19 protein-coding genes are annotated in these 21,456 nt (G+C 52.0%); 13 read left to right on the top strand and 6 right to left on the bottom strand.

Annotated features, from left to right (window positions below; translation table 11 throughout):
* Window positions 1-194: 194 nt before the first annotated feature.
* Entirely contained in the window at window positions 195-362 is a 168-nt protein-coding gene (locus GVJ63_RS22270) for a hypothetical protein (protein WP_200843127.1), read from the top strand.
* 334 nt (window positions 363-696) lie between these two features.
* Window positions 697-1,044, top strand: a complete 348-nt coding sequence (gene yajD / locus GVJ63_RS19485) for an HNH nuclease YajD (RefSeq protein ID WP_003850685.1) — start codon at window positions 697-699, stop codon at window positions 1,042-1,044.
* A gap of 173 nt (window positions 1,045-1,217) precedes the next feature.
* Here yajD and GVJ63_RS19480 read toward each other — a convergent pair whose 3' ends face one another.
* Window positions 1,218-1,748, bottom strand: a complete 531-nt coding sequence (locus GVJ63_RS19480) for a cyclophilin-like fold protein (RefSeq protein ID WP_235038364.1) — start codon at window positions 1,746-1,748, stop codon at window positions 1,218-1,220.
* A 267-nt stretch (window positions 1,749-2,015) separates the two neighbouring features.
* Here GVJ63_RS19480 and GVJ63_RS19475 point away from each other — a divergent pair, with 267 nt between their 5' ends.
* The 3 genes from GVJ63_RS19475 (at window position 2,016) to GVJ63_RS19465 (ending at window position 6,574) form a co-directional block, all read left to right on the top strand.
* A complete protein-coding gene (locus GVJ63_RS19475) occupies window positions 2,016-4,343 on the top strand; it encodes an FdhF/YdeP family oxidoreductase (protein ID WP_159227252.1) in 2,328 nt (775 codons plus the stop codon).
* A gap of 237 nt (window positions 4,344-4,580) precedes the next feature.
* Entirely contained in the window at window positions 4,581-5,696 is a 1,116-nt protein-coding gene (locus tag GVJ63_RS19470) for a metallophosphoesterase (protein WP_033759918.1), read from the top strand.
* A 77-nt stretch (window positions 5,697-5,773) separates the two neighbouring features.
* Window positions 5,774-6,574 (top strand): MBL fold metallo-hydrolase, encoded by an 801-nt coding sequence (locus GVJ63_RS19465; protein ID WP_022624244.1) that lies wholly within the window; start codon window positions 5,774-5,776, stop codon window positions 6,572-6,574.
* A 55-nt stretch (window positions 6,575-6,629) separates the two neighbouring features.
* On the opposite strand, the gene GVJ63_RS19460 is transcribed toward GVJ63_RS19465, so the two are convergent.
* Both GVJ63_RS19460 and GVJ63_RS19455 read right to left on the bottom strand, forming a co-directional pair.
* A complete protein-coding gene (locus GVJ63_RS19460) occupies window positions 6,630-8,555 on the bottom strand; it encodes a methyl-accepting chemotaxis protein (protein ID WP_010256986.1) in 1,926 nt (641 codons plus the stop codon).
* A 603-nt stretch (window positions 8,556-9,158) separates the two neighbouring features.
* On the bottom strand, window positions 9,159-10,817 hold the full coding sequence (locus tag GVJ63_RS19455) for a methyl-accepting chemotaxis protein (protein ID WP_159227251.1): 1,659 nt from the start codon (window positions 10,815-10,817) through the stop codon (window positions 9,159-9,161).
* A gap of 650 nt (window positions 10,818-11,467) precedes the next feature.
* Here GVJ63_RS19455 and GVJ63_RS19450 point away from each other — a divergent pair.
* Window positions 11,468-11,797 (top strand): hypothetical protein, encoded by a 330-nt coding sequence (locus GVJ63_RS19450; protein WP_010256979.1) that lies wholly within the window; start codon window positions 11,468-11,470, stop codon window positions 11,795-11,797.
* Between the two features lie 75 nt (window positions 11,798-11,872).
* Here GVJ63_RS19450 and GVJ63_RS22390 read toward each other — a convergent pair whose 3' ends face one another.
* Window positions 11,873-12,106, bottom strand: coding sequence for a hypothetical protein (locus GVJ63_RS22390; protein ID WP_022624240.1), 234 nt, complete (start codon window positions 12,104-12,106; stop codon window positions 11,873-11,875).
* Between the two features lie 957 nt (window positions 12,107-13,063).
* Between GVJ63_RS22390 and GVJ63_RS19445 the strand changes: the two genes are divergently transcribed.
* The 3 genes from GVJ63_RS19445 (at window position 13,064) to GVJ63_RS19435 (ending at window position 15,622) form a co-directional block, all read left to right on the top strand.
* Complete coding sequence (locus GVJ63_RS19445) at window positions 13,064-14,281, top strand: diguanylate phosphodiesterase (protein ID WP_033781056.1); 1,218 nt, start codon at window positions 13,064-13,066, stop codon at window positions 14,279-14,281.
* Between the two features lie 171 nt (window positions 14,282-14,452).
* Entirely contained in the window at window positions 14,453-14,662 is a 210-nt protein-coding gene (locus tag GVJ63_RS19440; RefSeq protein WP_010256969.1) for a CsbD family protein, read from the top strand.
* 195 nt (window positions 14,663-14,857) lie between these two features.
* Window positions 14,858-15,622: a MerR family transcriptional regulator gene (locus GVJ63_RS19435; protein ID WP_010671952.1), complete on the top strand. Its 765-nt coding sequence runs from the start codon at window positions 14,858-14,860 to the stop codon at window positions 15,620-15,622.
* 73 nt (window positions 15,623-15,695) lie between these two features.
* Here the strand turns inward: GVJ63_RS19435 and GVJ63_RS19430 are convergent, their stop codons facing one another.
* Entirely contained in the window at window positions 15,696-16,184 is a 489-nt protein-coding gene (locus tag GVJ63_RS19430; protein ID WP_010671953.1) for an Hsp20 family protein, read from the bottom strand.
* A 175-nt stretch (window positions 16,185-16,359) separates the two neighbouring features.
* On the bottom strand, window positions 16,360-16,599 hold the full coding sequence (locus GVJ63_RS19425; protein WP_022624236.1) for a hypothetical protein: 240 nt from the start codon (window positions 16,597-16,599) through the stop codon (window positions 16,360-16,362).
* 368 nt (window positions 16,600-16,967) lie between these two features.
* Here GVJ63_RS19425 and GVJ63_RS19420 point away from each other — a divergent pair, with 368 nt between their 5' ends.
* From GVJ63_RS19420 to GVJ63_RS19405, 4 genes are all read left to right on the top strand, one after another.
* Window positions 16,968-17,192 (top strand): DUF3606 domain-containing protein, encoded by a 225-nt coding sequence (locus tag GVJ63_RS19420; RefSeq protein ID WP_033770153.1) that lies wholly within the window; start codon window positions 16,968-16,970, stop codon window positions 17,190-17,192.
* Between the two features lie 520 nt (window positions 17,193-17,712).
* Window positions 17,713-19,497, top strand: coding sequence for a GGDEF and EAL domain-containing protein (locus GVJ63_RS19415; RefSeq protein WP_159227250.1), 1,785 nt, complete (start codon window positions 17,713-17,715; stop codon window positions 19,495-19,497).
* Window positions 19,498-19,696: 199 nt separating this feature from the next.
* Window positions 19,697-19,906 carry a YdgH/BhsA/McbA-like domain containing protein gene (locus GVJ63_RS19410; RefSeq protein WP_010256949.1) on the top strand — a complete coding sequence of 70 codons (210 nt, stop codon included), beginning with the start codon at window positions 19,697-19,699 and terminating at the stop codon, window positions 19,904-19,906.
* Between the two features lie 251 nt (window positions 19,907-20,157).
* Window positions 20,158-21,345 carry a diguanylate phosphodiesterase gene (locus GVJ63_RS19405; protein WP_022624234.1) on the top strand — a complete coding sequence of 396 codons (1,188 nt, stop codon included), beginning with the start codon at window positions 20,158-20,160 and terminating at the stop codon, window positions 21,343-21,345.
* Window positions 21,346-21,456: the final 111 nt, after the last annotated feature.

Here is a 21,456-nt window from a genome sequence, read left to right as displayed (position 1 = left end):
CTGACGTGATCTTTTCTTAAGGCTGGCTGATCGTACCGTGACGCTGCATTTTCGATTTATCGCGGATTTAACTGTGCTGACATACGATGTGGGCATCAAAGAGAAAGCCGATCCATAACGAATCTGCTGATGCATTAAGCAAAATGGTGAGCCCTGACTATTCTCAAATAAAGGATATTGATCAGGAGAAAACCATGAAATTTTTCTACTTCGTTTCGCTCATCGCCTCTGTCCTCTATTTACTGGCCTTCCTGCCTAAACTCCGCACCCGTCGTGAACCCATAGCCTACTGGGGATGCTGGACTTATCTGGGTGCTAACGCTATTTTCTGGGCCGTTTATGGTGTCATGCATTACATTTGATGTCATTTTTTAAGCAAAGCGGTAAACAGGGATGTTTTGGGCGCTATCCTGCTGATTAATTGGGTTAGCGTGAGCGGGAGCTTAGAGATATATCATTTTTGAGTTTTCATCACAGCGACATGATTTTGTGCCTTCTCACAGGCCCGGCAGTTATTCAGGATTGCGAGACGTGCTGGAAAAATCATATAAGGCGGCTACGCGGATTTTCAGCTAACCCTCTGGATTTTAAAGCCTCCCGTCCCGCGGAACACGATGATTTCTTCTTCTGTTCCGTTATGGGATATATTGGCATCACTATCGTGAAATTTTCTCTGCATAACAGGTTATCCCGGCAATGGCTTTGATCCCTAAAAACTACACGCGGCTGGAAAGCGGCTACCGTGAGAAAGCACTTAAAATCTATCCGTGGGTGTGTGGACGCTGCTCACGCGAGTTTGTTTATTCAAACCTGCGCGAACTGACGGTTCACCATATCGATCACGACCATACCAACAACCCGGAAGATGGCAGTAACTGGGAGTTGTTGTGTCTCTATTGTCATGACCACGAACACTCAAAGTATACCGAGGCTGACCAGTATGGCACCCGTGTAGTGGCTGGCGAGGACGCACAAAAAGATGTCGGTGAAGCTACCTACAATCCCTTTGCTGACCTGAAGTCGATGCTGAATAAGAAGAAGTAATGGCTGAACTGTCAGGCTGGCCGACCTGCCTGACAGTGTCGCTTCCCGAAGAGAATCACGATGTCTGGCCGCGGCCAGAACATAACGTAGTCCGTCATGCCAGAGGTCACCCTGGCCAGACTCAGCGCGATATGAATCTTTTACCAGCCGGTTATTTCAGATTTTGATATCAGTTATGGCCGGGAGAACCGTACGTCAATCCCCCCCTCACCGACACGCTTTTTGAGGCTATCTGTCGACAGCACCTTTCCTATTGGCGTGTAGCTATAGGAGGTCTGGAATGTCTCGTAAAAAAGAACCAGCGTCTTATTGCCATACAGCATCACATCGCCCTGCTGGATCGTGCCGGGTTTATGCGTATCGCTATTAAGAGCAGCAGGCAGGTCTGCAAACTTCTCATTGCCGTTCAGCTCCTCCATCGTCATAGTCAGCGGGAGTTGCTGTACAAATGCTTTCGCGGTGGCGTTATCAGCCAGCGCAATCTCATACGACTGATGGTTGATCGTCATAATAATCTTCATGGGACGCAGCTCTCCTGCCCGAACCGGGCCACTGGCTTTAACGGGCATCAGACTATAGGTGGAAAGTAAAACCAGCAAAAGTAAGGCTCTTTTCATAAGGTCGCGTTCCGGATTATGGTGCATCTGTTCAGACATGGAGTGCGTTGCTGCGATCGCAGTCCAGCCCTGAATAAACTGGCTCACTTACCCGCCGTTATCTGATGGTAAAGATTTATCCTTCACCCTTTCCCTGCATCATCACCCTGTCGGCGGAACTCGCGCGCCGCTTATTCTGCAACAGCCTGGATGCGCTGCGCTTCATCTGATGTGCTGAACTGATTTGCGGCTTACGTTTCGGACTGTCGAAACATTTTGAGAAATATTTTCCCTGAATAACAGCCGGTTTCCACGTTGTTGCAACTATTTCTGTACCAGGCTTAACAAATAACAACAGAGACAATGTGGAGCATTATGAAAGAGCAAAATCGCACAAATGGCATCGCTCCTTATGGGGGTGCTGCCGGAGGCTGGGGCGCATTGAAGGCGGTTGCCGATGCTATCCGCGGCCAGATGTCTGTGAAACAGGATGTGATCGCCCTGTTTAAAGTCAACCAGCCGCAGGGCTTTGACTGTCCGGGCTGCGCCTGGCCCGACCCGCAACATGCCTCATCCTTTGAGTTCTGCGAAAACGGCGCAAAAGCCGTCTCCTGGGAAGCCACCAGCAAACGCACTACACCGGAATTTTTTGCCGCTCATACCGTGACTGAACTGTGGGAGCGCAGCGCACTGCATCTGGAGGGCGAAGGCCGCCTGACCCATCCGATGAAGTACGATGCCGCTACAGATACCTATCAGCCCATCGAATGGGAGACGGCATTCCGGGAGATTGGAGAACATCTGCGCAGCTACGACGATCCGGACAGCGTAGAGTTTTATACTTCGGGACGCGCCTCCAATGAAGCGGCGTTTCTGTGGCAACTTTTCGCCCGCGAATATGGCACCAATAACTTCCCCGACTGCTCAAACATGTGCCATGAACCGACCAGTGTCGGGCTGCCGGAGTCAATTGGCGTCGGCAAAGGGACGGTAGAGCTGGAAGATTTTGATCACTGCGACCTGGTGCTCTGTATCGGCCACAATCCAGGTACCAACCATCCGCGCATGCTGGGCACGCTACGGGAAGTGTCGAAACGCGGTGCCACTATTGTGGCGATCAATCCGCTGCGTGAACGTGGGCTGGAGCGATTTACTTCGCCGCAGAGCCCGATTGAAATGCTGTCAATGAGCTCCACTGAGCTGGCGTCGACCTACTACAAAGTCAGGGTGGGCGGTGACGCAGCGATGTTGAAAGGGGTGATGAAGATCCTGCTCATGATGCACGAGGAGGCGCTGAGCAAAGGCGAATCCGGCGTGATTGATGAAGCGTTTATTACTGAGCACACTGAAGGCTTTGACGCCCTGAAAGCCGACCTGGAAAGCACAGACTGGGAGCATATCCTGAAAGTCTCGGGCATGGCGCGTGAGGAGATCCAGCATATCGCCCGGCTCTACGCCAGCGCTGAACGTACCATCATCTGTTATGGCATGGGAATTACTCAGCACCAGTACGGCACTCAGAACGTGCAGCAAATCGCTAACCTGCTGCTGATGCGCGGCAATATCGGCAAGCCGGGTGCAGGTATCTGTCCGTTACGCGGTCACTCCAATGTGCAGGGCGATCGCACAGTGGGCATCACAGAGATCCCGCCGCAGTCGCTGCTGGATGGCATAGAGAGGGTGTTTGGTTTCCGCCCGCCGCAGAAGCATGGTCACGGCGCCATTGAGGCAATAAAGGCGATGCGCGACGGCAAAGCCAAAGCGTTGCTGTGTCTGGGCGGCAACCTGGCGGAAGCGATTTCCGATCCACAGGTCACGTTCCCGGCGATGCGCAATCTTGATCTGGTGGTGCATATGGCGACCAAACTGAACCGCTCGCACCTGTTACTGGGTAAACATAATTATCTGCTGCCGGTGCTGGGCCGAACAGAGACCGATGTTCAGGCAACCGGCGCGCAGAGCGTCACCGTGGAAGATTCGATGTCGATGGTGCATGCCTCACGCGGTTCGCTGGATCCCGCCTCACCCCATCTGAAGTCTGAACCGGCGCTGGTCGCCTCACTGGCGAAGGCAACGCTGCCGGACAGCGTGGTTGACTGGTCGGCCATGGCAGCCGATTACAGCCGCATCCGCGATGCCATTGAAGCGGTGTTCCCGGCGTTTGAAAACTTCAATGAGAGGATTAAGCATCCGGGTGGATTCCGGCTCTATAACGCCGCCTCAGAGCGCGTCTGGCTGACGCCATCTGGCCGTGCGCAGTTTAAAGTGATGCAGGGCATCAATGAAGATCCCCGGTCACTGAAGTGCCATGATCTGGTGCTCACTACCCTGCGCAGTCACGATCAGTACAACACCACGCTTTACGGGCTGAATGACCGCTATCGTGGCGTGACAGGCCGCCGCGATGTGCTGTTTATCAATGCAGAAGAGGCGGAGAAGCGACAGTTACGGGTCGGCGACCGTGTCGATCTGATGGCGCTGGACCCGGATGGCAATCCCACCTCGCGCCAGATGAAAAACCTGACCATCGTGATTATTGATATGGCCCCAGGTTCGGTCGGCGCTTACTATCCCGAAGCCAATGTGATGGTTCCGCTCGACAGCCACGATACCAAAAGCGGCATTCCCGCCTATAAAAGCATTCCGATATCCATGACTCGTGTAACTGACGAGACCCGGACGACCTCAGGCGTTTTACGCTAGTCAGGCGGCTCAATACGTGAATGTTGCCAGCGTGGCCGGTGCTCCGGTCACGCTGTTTTCATTATTGCGCCCTGAAGTTTTATCGATCCTCTCTGCCTGCTTTACCGCCTGTAAAGCACCCGACGTGAAGCAAGCCTGACGGTAACATCATATACACTACAGTCCTGAAAACGGCTCTATAAACGATCGACTCTTTTTTGCCTGCGCAGATGTTCAGCGCCCTACCGGAAAAATGCCATGTTTCACCTGATTTTCAGCTTACCCAGCTGGTATGTAATTGCGCGCGTCATTATTCCTTTGTCCCTGCCACTTGTTGTAAAGATCCTGCTCTCCGCTCTGGTGCTGCTGGCGTCACAATATCTTCTGGTGAGCCGTTTTACCTCGGGCGGGATCTTCTCCGCTGAAATGCCCCGCATCATCATCATTCTGTTTAACTGGGCGTACAGCACCGTGCTGCTGCTGGCGCTGCTTCAGATGCTGATGGATGCGGTTATGCTGATTGCCCTGCTGTTGCGTCATCCGCTGGAGCTGGTTCCCGGTGTTCGCTATCTGGCCGTTGTGCTGGCGATGGGACTGGCTGCCTTTGGCGTTCAGCAGGCGATACGCGTGCCGCCGGTCAAAGAGGTGACTCTTGCGCTGCCCAACCTGCCCGCTGAATTCGATGGCTATCAGCTGCTGCAGCTGACCGACCTGCATATCACCCGGTTGTTTAATGCGGCCTGGACCGCCGCAATGGTTGAACGGGCAATGTCTCTCAAAGCCGATCTGATTGTGGTCACGGGCGATGTGATCGATGGCAACCTGGCGCATCGGCGGCAGGACGTTGCGCCGCTGCGCGGGCTCGCAGCGCCTGACGGCGTATGGGCTATCACCGGCAACCATGAATATTTCTTCCATCAGGCAATCTGGACGGCGCATCTGGCCTCACTGGGTCTGCAACCTCTGCTCAACAGCCATACCGTGATCCAGCGCGGAACCGCAAAGCTGGTGATTGCCGGCCTGCCGGACGCCTCCGCACCCGGCAGAAACGCGGTCGGCCCGGATCTGGCCCGCGCGCTGGAACAGGCACCTGAAAACGCGCCGGTAATCCTGCTGGATCACCAGCCACGCAATGCACGCCAGAACGCAGCGCAGGGCGTGGATGTGCAGCTCTCAGGACATACGCATGGCGGCCTGATTATCGGGCTGGACAGGCTGTTTGCTAAACCCAACGCCGGGTTTGTTTCCGGGCTTTATCAGGTCGGCGGAATGCAGCTCTATGTGAATAACGGCACGGCACTCTGGCCAGGCATGGCGGTGAGGCTGGGTCGTCCCTCAGAACTCACCCGGATTACCCTTCGCCGCCAGCCGTAATCGCGTAACAAAATGGCGTCAGGAAAGTGCGGTTTTCGCAGGTGTGCATAAGATTGAGGGAGACAAAGGAGATCACCATGACGATGTTATGTACCGCCTGCGGAACGGCTTATCCCGCTCATTCCACTCATCAGCACTGTAAAATCTGTGATGATGAACGCCAGTACGTTCCGGCCGCCGGTCAGCGCTGGATCGCGTTTGATGAACTGCGCGCCAGCCACGCCAATAAGTGGACGGCTCACAGCGATGCGCTGTTAAGTCTTAAAACCGTGCCTGAGTTTGCCATCAACCAGCGCGCTTTTCTGCTGCGCACGCCGCACGGCAACGTGCTGTGGGACTGCATTGCCAACCTTGATGATGCCACCTATACGCTGATCGCGGCGCTGGGCGGCATTGATGCTATCGCCATTTCACATCCGCACTACTACACCACCATGCAGGAGTGGGCTGAAGCGTTTAATGCGCCCATTCATCTGCACGCCCGCGATCGCCAATGGATTGTGCGGAAGAGTCCACATATCCAGTTATGGCAGGGCGAGTCGCTGACGCTGATGCCCTCTGTGACGCTGTTACGGCTGGGCGGCCATTTTCCCGGCGGCAGCGTGCTGTACTGGGACGAAGGTGATGGGATGATTCTGGCGGGTGATATTATCCAGGTCACGCCGGGTGCGCATGGCGTGTCGTTTATGTGGAGCTACCCGAATATGCTGCCGCTGTCAGCCGCTACGGTAGGCGACATACTGCATCGGCTCTCCGGCGTGACATTCGGGCAACTGTATGGCGCGTTTGAAGGGCAGGATATCCATCAGCAGGCAAAAGAGAAGGTGATGCGGTCGGGAGAGAAGTATCTGGCCTGTCTGCAGGATCATCAGGCATAGCGCGGAATAAATGCTGAGAAGAGAACAGCCGCCCACAGGCGGCTGTTTATCACCATTATGCGGTCTGGAACACCGCAACCATCGTACGTAACTGCCCTGCGCGCGCGGCGAGTTCATCAGCTGAGGAGGCCGACTCTTCAACCAGCACGGCGTTCTGCTGCGTCACCTGATCCATCTGGTTCACCGCAATATTGACCTGCGAGATGCCACTGCTCTGCTCTTCGGATGAAGAAGTGATGTCGCGCATCAGCTGAGAGGTCTGTTCAATGGCGCTGACGCTCTGTTTCACCTTATCGCCTGCGTTCTGCGCCATGGCGATCCCTTCCTGGGCGTGGCCGACCGACTGCTCAATCAGACCCTTGATCTCTTTAGCTGCACTGGCTGAACGTTGTGCCAGTGCCCGCACTTCCGACGCGACGACCGCAAAACCTTTACCCTGCTCACCAGCGCGTGCCGCTTCAACGGCCGCATTCAGTGCCAGAATGTTGGTCTGGAAGGCGATACTGTCGATCACCGAGGTAATCTCTTCAATTTTACCTGAGCTGCCACGAATTTTGTGCATGGTCTCCATCACCGAATCCATTGCTGCACCACTGGAGAGTGCAGCCTGCGTGGCAGATTCTGCACGGGCAGAGGCAAAGCGCGTGTTATCCGCGTTCTGCTGAATGATTGCCGCCAGCTGCTCCATGCTGGCAGCCGTTTCAGCCAGTGAAGCCGCCTGTTGCTCGGTGCGCGACGACAGATCGCCATTGCCACGGGCAATCTCTTCTGAGGAGTTGGCGATGGTAGCAGCGTTACCTTTGATATCCGACACCAGTTGAGCAAGACGCTGCTGCATCCGCATCAGTGCATTCAGCAGCTCAGCCATCTCATTGCTGCCGGAAACGTTCAGCTGTGCCGTCAGATCGCCCGCCGCGACGCGGCTGGCAACTTCGACCGCTTCTTTAACCGGCCGGGTAACAGAACGGGTGATCATCACGGCCAGCAGAATGGCCAGCAGCGCGACGGCAAACAGACCTGCCAGTAACAGATATTGCGCATAGCGGCGTTCCTGGATCTGCGTCTGCATCATTCCTTCCAGACGATGGCTGGTTTGTTCACCCAGCTCGCCGTAACGGTTAATCGCCTGGGTAAAGATCCGTACATAGTCAACCGGCGTCACGCTGGCGTGACCGCTGACAAAGACACTATCAGCCAGATTCAGCGCACTCAGCGCCTGCTGGTTCGCATCCTGTGCCAGATTGCCAAAGGTGGTTTTAAGATCTGGCTCAATGGAAAATACTTTATCCATGTTGCCGCTAAACTGTCTCAGCGCCGTTTTGCCATAATCAAGCTGAAATGCCATGCGGCTGCGATCGGCATCCGACACATTCCCACCCGCAATCAGCGACGTGCCGCTAGCACGAATCTGTCCCAGCGTTTCAGTCAGTTGCGGCAGGCGACTAAAGATACTGACAATCAGCTGGTAGGTATTCAGATCGGCATCCAGCGATAGCTGATAAAAATCAAGTACATCCTGGTTCGTATCGAGTAGCACCTGAATCAGCTGAGCATGTCGCGTCAGGCTGGTTGCCAGGGTCAGTTTGCCCGCGTTAATATCGTTCTGCAGCTGGCTCCACTCCTGATTAACCCGCTCCAGCCGCTTCAGCGGCTGCGCCTGCTCATTATTCTGACGTAATTCGTCAGCAATCGTCTGAGATAAGCGATTAACCTCACTGACCAACGCCATACGTGGCGCGTTATCTGGCTTGTTCAGCGAGATAGCGATCGCGCTTTCCGCACGGTGCCGCTGCAGCAAGTTCAGCAACTTGAGCACCTTTCTTTCGACCGGTATACCGGTCAGTTCCACATTCTTTGTATCAATAAGCTGGTTGCCCGTCTGAATAAACAGAAAGGTGGGTAAAATAAACAGCACCAGCGCAAAGGATCCGAGTAACAGGAATTTCGCTGGCAAATTAATCCGGTCGAGTATTTTTTTCATTCTTTTCCGCTCTGATGTGTGAGACGTGCAGGTGTGTAGCGCACGAAATAGCTTTCGTAATATTATTTTTACCGTTTCTTTGACATAGCCAGAGATGCCTCATGCAGCACAATGTCGCTATGAAGAAAGGAGTTTCGTAAAAAAAATCAGAAGTACATATAACACGGAAGGGAGTATAGATTGCGCTGCGTTATTTTACAGTGAATAAAATGACAATATTTACTTCAATATCCGCCTAAGCCAAACTTAAAAAAATACCTTACAAATCATAAAATTGAAATAAAAACACCTGGCAAAAAGCATTAAGCAACGAGCCTGACTTCAGCGTTATTGTTTTGAAGATAAATAAATTCAAGTTACATCATGAATAGCCGATAACTGACATCCTGCCTGTATCTGACTCATTATCACCAGACTATCAAAACAAATATCTACGCCCGGCAAATTCCAATTTAAACCTTATAACCCTAAAGAGTTATTTGCGATTTTAAAATGAAATCGATTTCATATTATATTTATTTCAGGAAAAGCCGCTTTATTTATTTTGATTTAAGATAAAAAAAGCCCCCACATTGTGGAGGCCCTTAAGTTACTGCTCAACTATTAAAAACTTTCCCAGTTCGCCTTAGTCAGGTCGATGGTCTGGTGCTCAGGCTGCTTTGTGTGTAATACCGGACGCCGTACTGCAGCGGTCTGCTGCGACTGTACTGCACGGTTATCGCTTTCCAGCTTAAAGGTCGCCACCAGCCCCGACAGCGTTTCTGCCTGCTCCTGCAGCGACTTAGAGGCGGATGAGGCCTCTTCCACCAGCGAGGCGTTCTGTTGCGTCACTTCATCCATCTGGCCAATGGCCTGATGAACCTGTTCAATGCCTTTACTCTGCTCAGAGGTAGCCGCCGCAATCTCATTGACCAGATCGGCCACCTGCTGAATCGCCTGACGGACATTTTCACTGTTAGATCCAACGCCGCTGGCCTGCTCTAAACCGTGCTCGACCTGTGAAACCGATGTTGAGATAAGATCCTTAATTTCACGGGCGGCAGAAGAGGAGCGCTGCGCCAGATTGCGCACTTCAGAGGCAACAACGGCGAAGCCGCGACCATGCTCGCCTGCACGCGCTGCCTCGACTGCCGCATTCAGCGCCAGAATATTGGTCTGAAACGCGATGCCTTCAATCAGTCCGGTAATTTCAGAGATTTTGGCAGAGCTGGCGCGGATTTCATCCATGGTGCTGAGCATCTGCTTCACCGCCGTCCCATTCTGGATTGACATGTGATTCGCGTTATTTGCCAGGCTGCTGGCCTGTTGCGCACCTTCTGAGTTCTGTCGCACCGTTTCGCTCAGTGTCGCCATGCTGGCTGAGGTTTGCTCCAGTGAAGCCGCCTGTTCTTCCGTGCGTGCAGAGAGATCTTCGTTGCCCGCCGCTATCTGCGTTGATCCGGTACTCACCGATTGCGCGGCGTGACTGACGGAGAGCAGCGTGCCGGAGACGCGCGCCAGCAGCTGATTAAATGCCATCGCCGTTTTGCCGATCTCATCCTTACTGCGGACCTCCGCGATATGAGTCAGGTCGAGGGTATGACTCACCTGCGTCATGGTATTGACCATGCCTGAGAGGCTCTTTTTGATGCCGAGAATCACCTTAGCGGAGAAACCGGCCAGTATCAGAATAAGCAGCAGCGATCCGCCAGACATCGCCCACAGGGTCTGGCTATAAACGCGCTTGTTCTCCGCCCTGAGCTGTTCGCCAATATCGATATTCAGCTGAATCTGACGGGTGAAATCCGCTTCCATCTTACGGGATGCGGCACCAATACCGCCCTCACTCTGCAATAATGGCAGCGTGACCGCATCATTATGGGCGCGTGACGCGGCAAGAAATGCCGGCAATGCGCTGCGGACCGCATCCAGATTTTTATAGGCCTGTTCCGTCATCGCCTTATCTTCATCGCTGGAGATGTCGTTAGCCATGTAGTAATCATTGAGCGACTTAATCTGCGTAAGCAGATTCTCAATGCGCTCTTCCGCAGCAGGGAATTTTGCCGCATCGCTGGTGCTGTGGTGGCGATAAAGCGCAATACCCAACTGATTGGTCACGCTGATCGATTTATTGAGATCGCGAATGCTGGGTATTGCGTTCATCTGTACATATTCAAAGCGGGATTGAAAGCCCGAAATCACTGATAAAGAGATAATCACCAGCGCAATCAGTGACATTGCAAGCAGTGAGAAAATCAATACCAGACGTTGTGTAATAGTCATACTTGCCCCCGGCAAAAAAAGAATAATCTGGACATAATTTAAAGTTGGATCGTTCTTATCGGCTCTTGTCTGCAGGGCTTTAATTAAGCATGGCGAATATATTTTTTTATTTTTCCTTGCGAATGGTACAGAGTGAACTAGCCAGAACACTACTCTGCCATTTATTCATTTTTATTTTGACACACCTTTTTACATCTCATCATCTGAGATAAATTTGCCACATCTCCTGTCAGAAGATTTCCACTGCCGGATGGTCACAATGAAGCGGAAGCAGCCATTCATTTGGATCTGATAATTAGCCCGCTAATTCAACAGCGATGATGATGATAATTGTTAAGGAGAAGGCGATTTAAATTCGTGGGATACCGTCGCAGACGCAGCAAAGGCAGGGCTTGTAAAGCTGAAGAGCTGAAGAGCTGAAGGGGTGAAAAACCAGCATGACAGTCTGTCATCAGATTTTCTGATAAGAGGATGACTGGCTACCTGTCAGATAACAGGCGACGGTGGGAGATTTTAGCCTTTTGTGTCAGGGCCAGATTAAATCAGTGAAATCGCTGGCGGAATGCTGAATCTGGTCTATGCTCACTGGCCCGACCAGGCTTTAGTCTGTTGGGTAGCAATAACGCTTAAAATAAAAAAAGGTAGTCGTCATGGATTTAGCCACATTTGAAACCAGAACCGGTCTTTGGCCACACATGCAGTTTACGGATGTTGAATATGAAGTGTGCAGCGCAGGTGTAGAGATCTATGCCATTGATGTCAGTCGTCAGACCAAGAGCAAGCTATTTATCTGTCGTGTCACCAACGAGCAGCAGGCAGCGTCGCTAACGGCACAGTTCAAAGAGTGGTTGCCGAAGTTAAAGCTTAAAAAACGCAAAGTCGCATTGAATCTGGCGCGCATGGCGTGCGAGAAGAGCTTCCCCGCGAATCCTAAATTCCAGGATCGGTCTGACATGCGTCGGAACACATCCAGGCTCTGATGCCTGCTTCAGCCTGTATCTGTTACAGCAGTCAGGCTGAAACCCTTTCTTATCCTGTCTGCGCTGCGGCACGTTTTAATCACGCGCCGCAGGCACACGGAACAGTCGACATTCTCCGGGCTCAATTGAGATATCACTGAAAGTCGTGATATGCATCTCGATCCAGGTATTCGCGGCCCGAAGCGTGTGAGGTGATTTGCGTTGTTCCAGTTCAGCCACAAAATCCCGGGTACTCACTGTGCACTGACCGGTATCATCCCGCCTCATCGCTTCTCTGAATGCTGACCAGACCTCATCATCCTGTGACATCTCTACCCCACACCGGCTCTCAATCGATAATAAACTGTATATATAAACAGTACAATTATTCTCTTATACGGTCAAGTCTGCTCTGTGTACCTGTCTCAGATCGCTAAGCAATGGCTTAATTGTGGCCATTTATAGCAGAAGCAGCAGGCGAAACAGGACTTTAATCCTAATCTTAGAAATCGTTTTCATATCTGATTAAACTATTGATTTAAATAGCCATTAAATATTGTTAGTTTTTTAATTGTTTGATATCTAATTAAAAAAAGAGTTAACCGTAGCGGCATAAACATCGTTTTTGCCCTATCTTTGAATGGCTCTGTAATGAAATCCACTTCTTTTGCAGAGTGATCTGACTCCTACCCTTGCCCCCTTTTACAGGGGGCACTTTTTTAAGATAACGCAGATATCAACATCTGATTGTCTCTGCAGACCGGCAACGTTCATGCGTTCCGGGCTGATCTGCTGATGACGTTAAGGGAGTGTCTGAAAAGTGGTTGATTTGTAACCTGATAATTCATTGACCGAGCTGTCATCAGCAGAAGCCTGAAACATTGGGTTGAATCTGAAACAATTTTCCGAAATAGCAAATAAACGGATTTTTTACCCGCTTAAAAGCCTCGCCAGAATGACGTGGTAAGGAGAATAAAAAGTGCGTAATAATCTGGCAATATCAGATTGACCAGCGCCTCACCAGGGATGCTGTAACGTTATAATAATGCGCTATATCTGCTGTTCGCCCCCGATTTTATGGGGGTTTTTCTTTTCCCTTCATTTCTATGCCCGGTTATTGCCGCACTGCGATCTGATGTCCTGATTGTCGAATCCTTTAGTACTACCTGAATCTACGATTAAATTAATGCTGCAAATATAACGGCATAATGGTCGTAGTTGTGCCCTTAACCAGCAATATTTCTGTGATATGTTTAATCAGTAACTTTCTGCCACGTGAGTCTGATTATGCTCTCCACCCTTATTTACCGTAGCCAGCTTGCGGGTTCTGTCTCGCCAGAGAGATTGAAAGCGCTGGTGGAGCGCGCCAGTATCAAAAATGCTGAGGCTGAAGTCACCGGGATACTGCTCTATGACGGACAGCACTTTTTTCAGGTGCTGGAGGGTAGCGTCGACAACGTTCACACGGTTTTCCAGCGTATCAGTCAGGATGAGCGGCATTTTAACCTGATTGAGTTGATGCGGGATTACGCCCCTGCGCGTCGCTTTGGTCATGCCGGTATGGCCTTATTTGATTTACGTGATTATCAGAAACACACCGTAGTGGATGCCCTGCTTAAGCGGGTCACCCTGAGTGATGAACGGATCAGAGATGACCGGGTGGTGAAGTTCCTGCGTTCTTTCGTCGAGGGGCGGGATAAAGAGACGTTTATCAAAATTGATCCTGCCAGTCAGTGGACGCTGACAACACCCGTCACCTCCGAATCTCAGCCAGCCTGGCAACCGGCACCGGGTCAGCGTTGTGAATTTGCGCTACAGCCTATTGTGGATACAGCGAATCGCCGGATTGTCTCCTGTGAAGCCTTGATACGTGGCCAGCACGGCGCATCGCCCGCTGATTACTTTTCGCAGTTGCCAGAAAGCGAGCGCTATCAGGGCGATCTGCACTCTAAAACCTACGCTTTCCAGCTGGCCAGACATCTGGGGTTGCGCGAGCAGACGCTCTCCGTCAACCTGCTGCCCATGTCGCTGGTGGTAATCGATAATGCTGTTGAACATCTTATCCAGCAGATCAGGCAGCAGGGATTGCGACCAGAGCAGGTGGTGGTTGAGGTGACCGAAGATGAGATCATCTCGCGCTTCGACGCATTCCAGTTTGCTGTCCAGCAGCTGAAAGCGGCCGGGATCAGCCTGGCGCTCGACGATTTTGGCGCCGGTTTCGCTGGCCTGTCGCTGTTAGCCGATTTCCAGCCCGACAAAGTTAAAATCGATCGCAAGCTGATCACCGATATCCACCGCAGTGGCCCGCGTCAGGCGATAGTGATGGCCATCATTAAATGCTGTCAGGCACTGGAAATTACGGTCATTGCGGAAGGGGTTGAAAAAATTGAAGAGTGGCTCTGGCTGGAAGGTGCCGGGGTACGCTATTACCAGGGCTTTCTGTTTGCCCGTCCAGCCCTCAATGCCCTGCCTGCAGTAAGCTGGCCAGCACGACGCCCGGAATAGACCCCGCCGTGATAATCCCCTTTCCTTCCCTTTTGCCCATAATTTGATGCGGCTCACACCGCTTCGCTGCAAAAGGCAAAAGCTGTGCCATGCTTGATTCATCTGACAGCCTTCAGGCAACACAGATATTCATCAGGTCACTGGACAACAACCGGAAATGGGAGAGTCACCATGAACGAAGATCGCATTGGCGGTAACTGGAAGCAGTTCAAAGGTAAAGTTAAGGAAAAATGGGGTGATCTTACGGATGATGATATGACCGTTGTAGAAGGGAAGCGCGATCAGCTGGTCGGTAAAATTCAGGAACGCTACGGCTACGAGAAAGATCGTGCCGAAAAAGAAGTGAAAGAGTGGGAAGATTCCAACAAGTACCACTGGTAACGTGTGCTTAATCGCCGGGCGTCTCTGCGTCCGGCATCTGCTCTGTACCCCTGTTTAATCCCCCTCACCCACTGCCCTCTCTGCACCCGATACACCAGCAGATTTTGGAAATGATTGTTTCTTTATTTATTCCTGACGCGCATACTGCGTCATCTTCCCTGTTCATGGGATCCCAATGCCTTCCGGATATCAATTATGCCTCAGCACTCTACCGACACCGTATGTGGTCTCGTCGGTGTTCTTCCTGAAACTCTGCGCCGCTGGCGCCGTGCCGGGCTGATAACGCCGCCTGGCCCTGCTGGTTACTCAGATAATCAGCTTACGCGTGCGCTCTGTGTGCGTGAGATGACCTCAGGGGGTCATACGCTCTTTGATATCCATACTGCATTTAACTGGCCCAGCGTTACGCTGCCTGGCGGCTGGGCCTGTCGGGAAGAGGATATGTTGCATCTGCTGGCGCATAACACGGACGCAGATGTTGATCGCGAACTACAGATGATGAATACCGACTATTGTGGTGATGATTATGTTAATCGCTACCTGCGGCCGCTCAACCTCTGGCTGCGCACTGACCTCAGCGAAGGTGCGGCACGGCGCCAGCAGCGCTTTCATTCAGCGGTAGTCAGTCAGTGGGAGCGCCTGGCGCTAGCCTCACAACGACGCAGCACCGTACCGCTGTTTCTTGAAGCGGTCAGCGTCACAGATGAAACCGAGATCTGGATGGAAGCGATACGGCTTAACGGACAGGGCTTTCGGGTTGAAGTTGCAGCAGATGCGTCAGGTATCCCCGCCGTGGCGCAACGCCGCTTTGAGCATCATCTGATGTGGTGTGGTGATGGTATCAGTGCATCGATGAAGGCTGCATTTCACTCCAGTCTTGAGGCGGGTGAACCGATCATGCTGACCGGAACGAATACCGGCTTACCGTCGCAAATCAGCCTTATGGCAGCCAGCGCCTGAACTCTTTTGACTTTCTTACCTGCCAGTGAATAAAAAGGCGGAAACAGCCTGTGCCGTTTCCGCCCTGTTCATGTTACTGATGTTCAAGAGTTCGCTGACCGCCGATCGCAATCGGGATACGGCGCGGTTTCTCGCTCTCCGGTATTTCCTGGATCAGATCAATGCTAAGCAGACCCTCCGCCAGGCTGGCTCCGGTGACCTTCATGTGCTCTGGAATGGAAAAGCTCAGCTGGAAATCGTGTCGGGAAATGCCGCGGTGGATCCAGCTGGTGTTCTCTTCCCGGGCCTCGCCAGACGCCTCCTGGGACGGTTTCTCTCTGTGACCGGCCACTGAAAGCCGTCCGCCTCGTAACTCGATCTCCAGTTCATGCTCTTTCCAGCCAGGTACGCTGACGGTCAACGCATAGCGATTATCCTCTACCCGTTGCAGATCGTAAGCGGGAACCGACGTTACCGGGCTGTCGCCAGTAAGTTGACTGAACAATTTATCGATGCGGTTAAAGCGGTCTGAAAAGACAGAATCAGCCAGCGAAGGGAACACTGAAAATTGTTGTACTGACATGGTGATAATCTCCTGAACAGGTTCATCCAAAAGTTCATCTGATCGGGCTCATATTTCCGATCATCTCCATAAATAGGGATCAGTAATCAGTTTTCAAGTCGTTAAATATAATTTTTTTACCGTTATCAGACAGCCGGTTACCACAGAAGTAAATTTCAGGGTATTAACGCAGCCGTTACTTTTTGCTCTGAGGTGCAAGAGCAAAATGGGGATGACAGCCAGCCAGTAATAACAGCAACTCATATTCTCCCTGACTTAATAGTGTCGGGTTACCTGCGGCTTCTTTGGTTTGCCAGACGCGCAGGCTAAGGTCAAAACGCTCAGCAGCGCTCTGCTGTGAGAGCCCGGCGGCAAGACGAAGTTCACGCACATTACTCTGGACGACCACAGGCGGCCTGGGGGGACGATTCACCAAACAAAGACTCCTTCAACATGATTAAACCGCAAAGGCACAGCGCTTCACCATCAATAAAAGCGAAGCAACCTGAGAGCGGCCATAACGAAAAGACCACAGAATAATTGACTATTTTAAATAAATGTCAAATTTCAGGTTTAAAAATTATGCATGATTTTTTATAAGCGAAGCGGCATATTTCGCCCTGACGGAGACTTTTCTATTTCCATAGAGTGCTTTATTCCTCCTGCCAGGAATTATCCTGTTATTTGCCTTAAGGGCCATTCAGGGATTATTCCGCTACCTCAAGCGCCCTTTCTTCATCAGGATAGAGGTATAGCCTGAGGGTCATGTTCAGGCAGAATCATTGAAAAAGAGGAGGATAATGAATGAAAAATCCTATCCAGCGTCGCTCGCCCGACGATCTGTCGCAGGTGGAAATTCGTGAACAGTGGCAAATCACCTACTGGACCCAGGAACTGAGGACAACACAGGAAAGGCTGACACGCGCGATCCGCGAGCGAGGGCCGCGGACCGAACAGGTTCGTGACTGGCTGGAGCAAAACCCGCCGCCACGTCGTCCGACACAATTCATACACGGCATGAAAGGTTAAATTGATTACTGTCTGAAGCGACGCGTTACTGGCGGTCTTGCGGTGGATTGACCTATAGCAGTCAGGAGTACACTGACAGGTCATATCTGCCGGTCTTCATTTTTTCAGGCTTTTACCTGTATTTTTAATAGGTTATCTTCCTGAGCAACCAGCGGATAGCGATCCGTCTCTGGCTGCAGACCTGTTTAATTGTAAAACTGACTTAGAAATAACATTAACCACCCTGAATGCTTATTCATCTCCTGACGGAAAATAAACATTAACAACCGTAAAAACCCTCTCCTGGCTATATAAAATGTACAAATGTAAATAATCAGGCGCATCTTCGATTAAATTTTCGAATCGTAACAACCCCTTTAATGCGTTAAAGAAAATATTAAGAGACACCCGCTGCATAGTCCCTTATTATCAAGTTGAAAATAAAAAATCACGCCATAATTCCTGCCGCCCGAATCACATTTCGCTCCGGACAGTTTTCTTTTTTCGCTCCGTAATCAGCCGGTGCGGGGGTTCTACACACATGTTAAACAATTTAAACGGCGACAATGAGCGCCGCAGCCGCGCCTTACAGGCGTTGCGCGACCCTGATGAAAGCCGCGATGAAGTTCTCCGGAAGTTTGTCCGGTTAGCCAGTCAGGCCCTGGGTATCCCGGGCAGCTTCATATCGGTGCTGGATGATGAGTTCCAGACCGTTCGGGCATCACACAATTTTGAACTGCAACGCTCAACGCGTGCGGATTCACTTTGTCGTCACGTGGTTGATAGCGACAGTGCGGTGATCGTCCCTGATACTTATTACGATGCGCGTTTTGTCACGCATCCCCTGATCACTGGCTCACCCTTTATCCGCTTTTATGTCGGTGTGCCACTGAAAACACGCGATGGTATTATTCTGGGCACACTATGTGTGACCGACACCGAACCGCATGCGTTTCCCAGTGACCAGGTGACGACCTTAACGCTGCTCTCTACGCTGGTAATGTCTTTTCTTGAAGCCTGGCACTCGGCGGGTTTTACCGATCCGGTGACCGGGCTACCTAACCGTCATCGCCTGATACGTGATTTGCAATATCTTGCCGTTGCCGGCGATACCACGCCACGCCGTCTGGTTCTGATTGATTGCATCGATATGTCGCGTGCTTATGAACTGGCCCGCACCATGGGAATGAGCCCGGTTGAGAGCCTGCTGAAAGATATGGCCACTCTGCTGCCGCTGCGCCTGCGTCCGGCGGTTGGGGAGATGATCTATACGGTGGCCACCGGCCGCTTTGCTATCCTGACCCGAGCGGATAGCCGACTCAGTGCCGCGTGGGTAGCTGGTCGTCTGGAAGGTATCAGTGCGGACATGGATGAAGGTCTGTCGGTCGCGCTGACTCCCCATACCGGTGAGGCTGACTTTGTCGCTGGCAGCATGCCAGCATCTGAAATATTAGGCCGTGCGGTCAGTGCGTTGCATGAAGCGGTCGGCCGCGGACTGCCCTCTCAGCGCTTTGACGCTGAGGCTGAAACGCAGCGTTCAGAAGATTTCCTGCTGATGACCGATCTTAAAACGGCATTACGCGAGAACACCGGGCTGTATATGGTCTATCAGCCGAAAATTTGCCTGCAAAGTGGTAAACCCGTGGGTCTGGAAGCGCTTATCCGCTGGCAACATCCCAGCCGGGGCGAGCTTTCACCTGCCGCCTTTATCCCGCTGGCTGAGCAGACCGATCTGCTCTCTGTGCTGACAGCCTGGATTATCGATCGGGCGGTTGAGCGCCTCAGCCGGCTGAGGAACAACTGCATCCAGCTGCCGCTAACGATAAACGTCAGCGTACGTGACTTTGCGCGCGAGGGGTTCGCTTCAGCGCTGGAAAGTAAGATGGTCAAATCTAAGCTCCCGACCTCTCTGCTGGGAATCGAATGTCTGGAAACCGAACGTATCCTTGAAAGCCCGACCGCCCTGCGCGGGCTGGAGATGCTCAGAGCACGAGGATTCACTATTTCACTCGATGATTTCGGTTCCGGCTACAGCAATATCAGTTATCTGCGTCGCATGCCGCTTGATGTGATTAAGCTGGATCGTTCCCTGATCAGTGAGCTTTCCTCTGACACGGCTTCACGCATCATTGCACGCAGCATCATCGCCATGCTTAAAGAGCTGGACTATACCGTGGTGGCAGAAGGGGTTGAGTGTCCGGATGCAGTAACATCCCTGACCGAGTATGGCTGCGATCAGGCTCAGGGCTATTTCTATTCGAAGCCGTTGAACGAAGAAGCATTGGATCACTGGCTGCACTGGAAGCTGCGTGGCGAGTGTCATTAATCTGGAGCTGGCGCAATCTGATATCAGATTGCGTTTTCAGCGATCTGAACGATCTCTGATATCCCCCATGGTAATAATTCAAAATATTTGATCAATATCAGCAAAAGTTAGCTATATCAGTCTGGCGAGATCGCGCCTATCATTCATTCCATCGAGGAAAAACGCCTCTCCCTGACTGAAATACGCTAAGGAATTGACCATGAAATCCATCAAAACTTTCGTTGCTGTTACTGCACTCTCTCTGATTTCATTCGGTAGTTTTGCCCAGACTATTACCGCTACCGCGTCTACCTTGGATGCTGCTGAAGCTAAAGTCGCGGCACAGGCCAAAGATGCAGGTGCATCCTATAAAATTACCGGCGCACGCGTTGATAATCGAGCTTATGTCTCTGCTGAACTGATCAAATAACATTTACCCCTTCAATACGATGAGGCTGCCATTACAGCGGCCTTTTTTAGTATGCAGGAAGCATGAGTTCGTCTGCTCAGGTTCAGCGTCTCTGATCCCATTACGATTGTTGGAACCGTGCCCCACAATTTGCCGTTTCGCTTATTGTCACCTGCCGTGGTGCAGTCTGTGCGACAGTGAATAAGGAGAGATGAAACATTTTTTGAACAATGCTAGCGTGTGCGCAACAATCTTATAAAACGGAGCTGCACATGCTGACTACCATAATATACCGCAGCCATATTTCAGATGACTTTCCCATCAGAACCCTGCCCGCGATGGTCGACAACGCCAGCAAAATAAATGCGGCTCACGACGTGACCGGCATATTATTATTTAACGGTACCCATTTTTTTCAATTGCTTGAGGGTCCGGAAGCGGGCATTCAGGCAGTCTATCAGAGAATTTGTGCAGATCGACGGCACCACAATGTGGTGGAGCTGATGCGCGACTATGCGCCTTACCGCCGCTTTGGTAATGCGGGCATGGCACTCTTTGACCTGCGTGAACACGATCGCTCATCGCTCCTGCAGGCCGTGCTGGATAAAGGGACGTCAAAATATCGTCTGACCTATGATGATCGGGCACTGCAATTCCTGCGCACGTTTGTAGAGTCTCGTGAGAAAGAGAACTACTACGAGGTCCTCCCGCCGGGTTACTGGGAGTTTATTTCTGAGCACAATGATGTGCCGGACTCCCGTCCGGAGACAGAAGGCGTCAGCTTTCGCCCGGTGGTGGATCCCCTCGCTCGTCAGGTCACAGCGATTGAAGCGACCACTCTGCGACCTGCTCCCGCCGACGACATCTCAGGCGATCAGCTTTATGTTAACGATCTGGAAACCGTGAAAAAGACGTTTGCCCATGCTGGCCTGGTCTGCCCGGACGGTATGACACTGTACGTCAGCCTGCTGCCTATGACGCTTGTAGTGATACCCAATGCCGTCGATCATATTGTGGCCGCTATTCAGCAGGCGGGACTGGTTCCTGAGCAGGTTGTAGTTGGCGTAAGTGAAACCGCAGTGATCTCGCAGCTGGAAGCGTTCTCTGAAGCCGTACGCGCGCTAAAAGCGGTCGGAATCAGTCTGTCGATCGACAATTTTGGTGACGGCTCTGCGGGATTGTCCTTGCTGACTCACATTCAGCCCGACCGCATTCGTATTGATGCCGGTATCACCCGCGATGTTCATCGCAGTGGGCCAAAGCAGGCGGTGGTTCAGGCGATTATTAAATGCTGTTCCGCGCTGGAAATTACCGTCATCGCAGCAGGGATCGTACAGGCAGAAGAGTGGATGTGGCTGGAGGCTGCAGGTGTGATCAACTTCCAGGGCACGCTGTTCGCAGCCGCAGGGCGCTATGAAGCACAATCCGTTGCCTGGCCGGAATACCGGGAGGCGATGTAACACTCTCTGTCCCAATGGTGATAAAGCGGTACGTCAGCGCGAGGCCGCTTTCTTCACCGATGTCCTGCAGAGCAGTATCAAAGCCGCAGCGGCCCCGCTAAACACCTCCCC

This window comes from Pantoea sp. 18059, from assembly GCF_902706165.1.
GTDB classification, from domain to species: domain Bacteria; phylum Pseudomonadota; class Gammaproteobacteria; order Enterobacterales; family Enterobacteriaceae; genus Pantoea; species Pantoea agglomerans.
The sequence above is the reverse complement of the archived record's forward strand: the minus strand, read 5'-3'. Positions and strand labels throughout refer to the sequence as shown.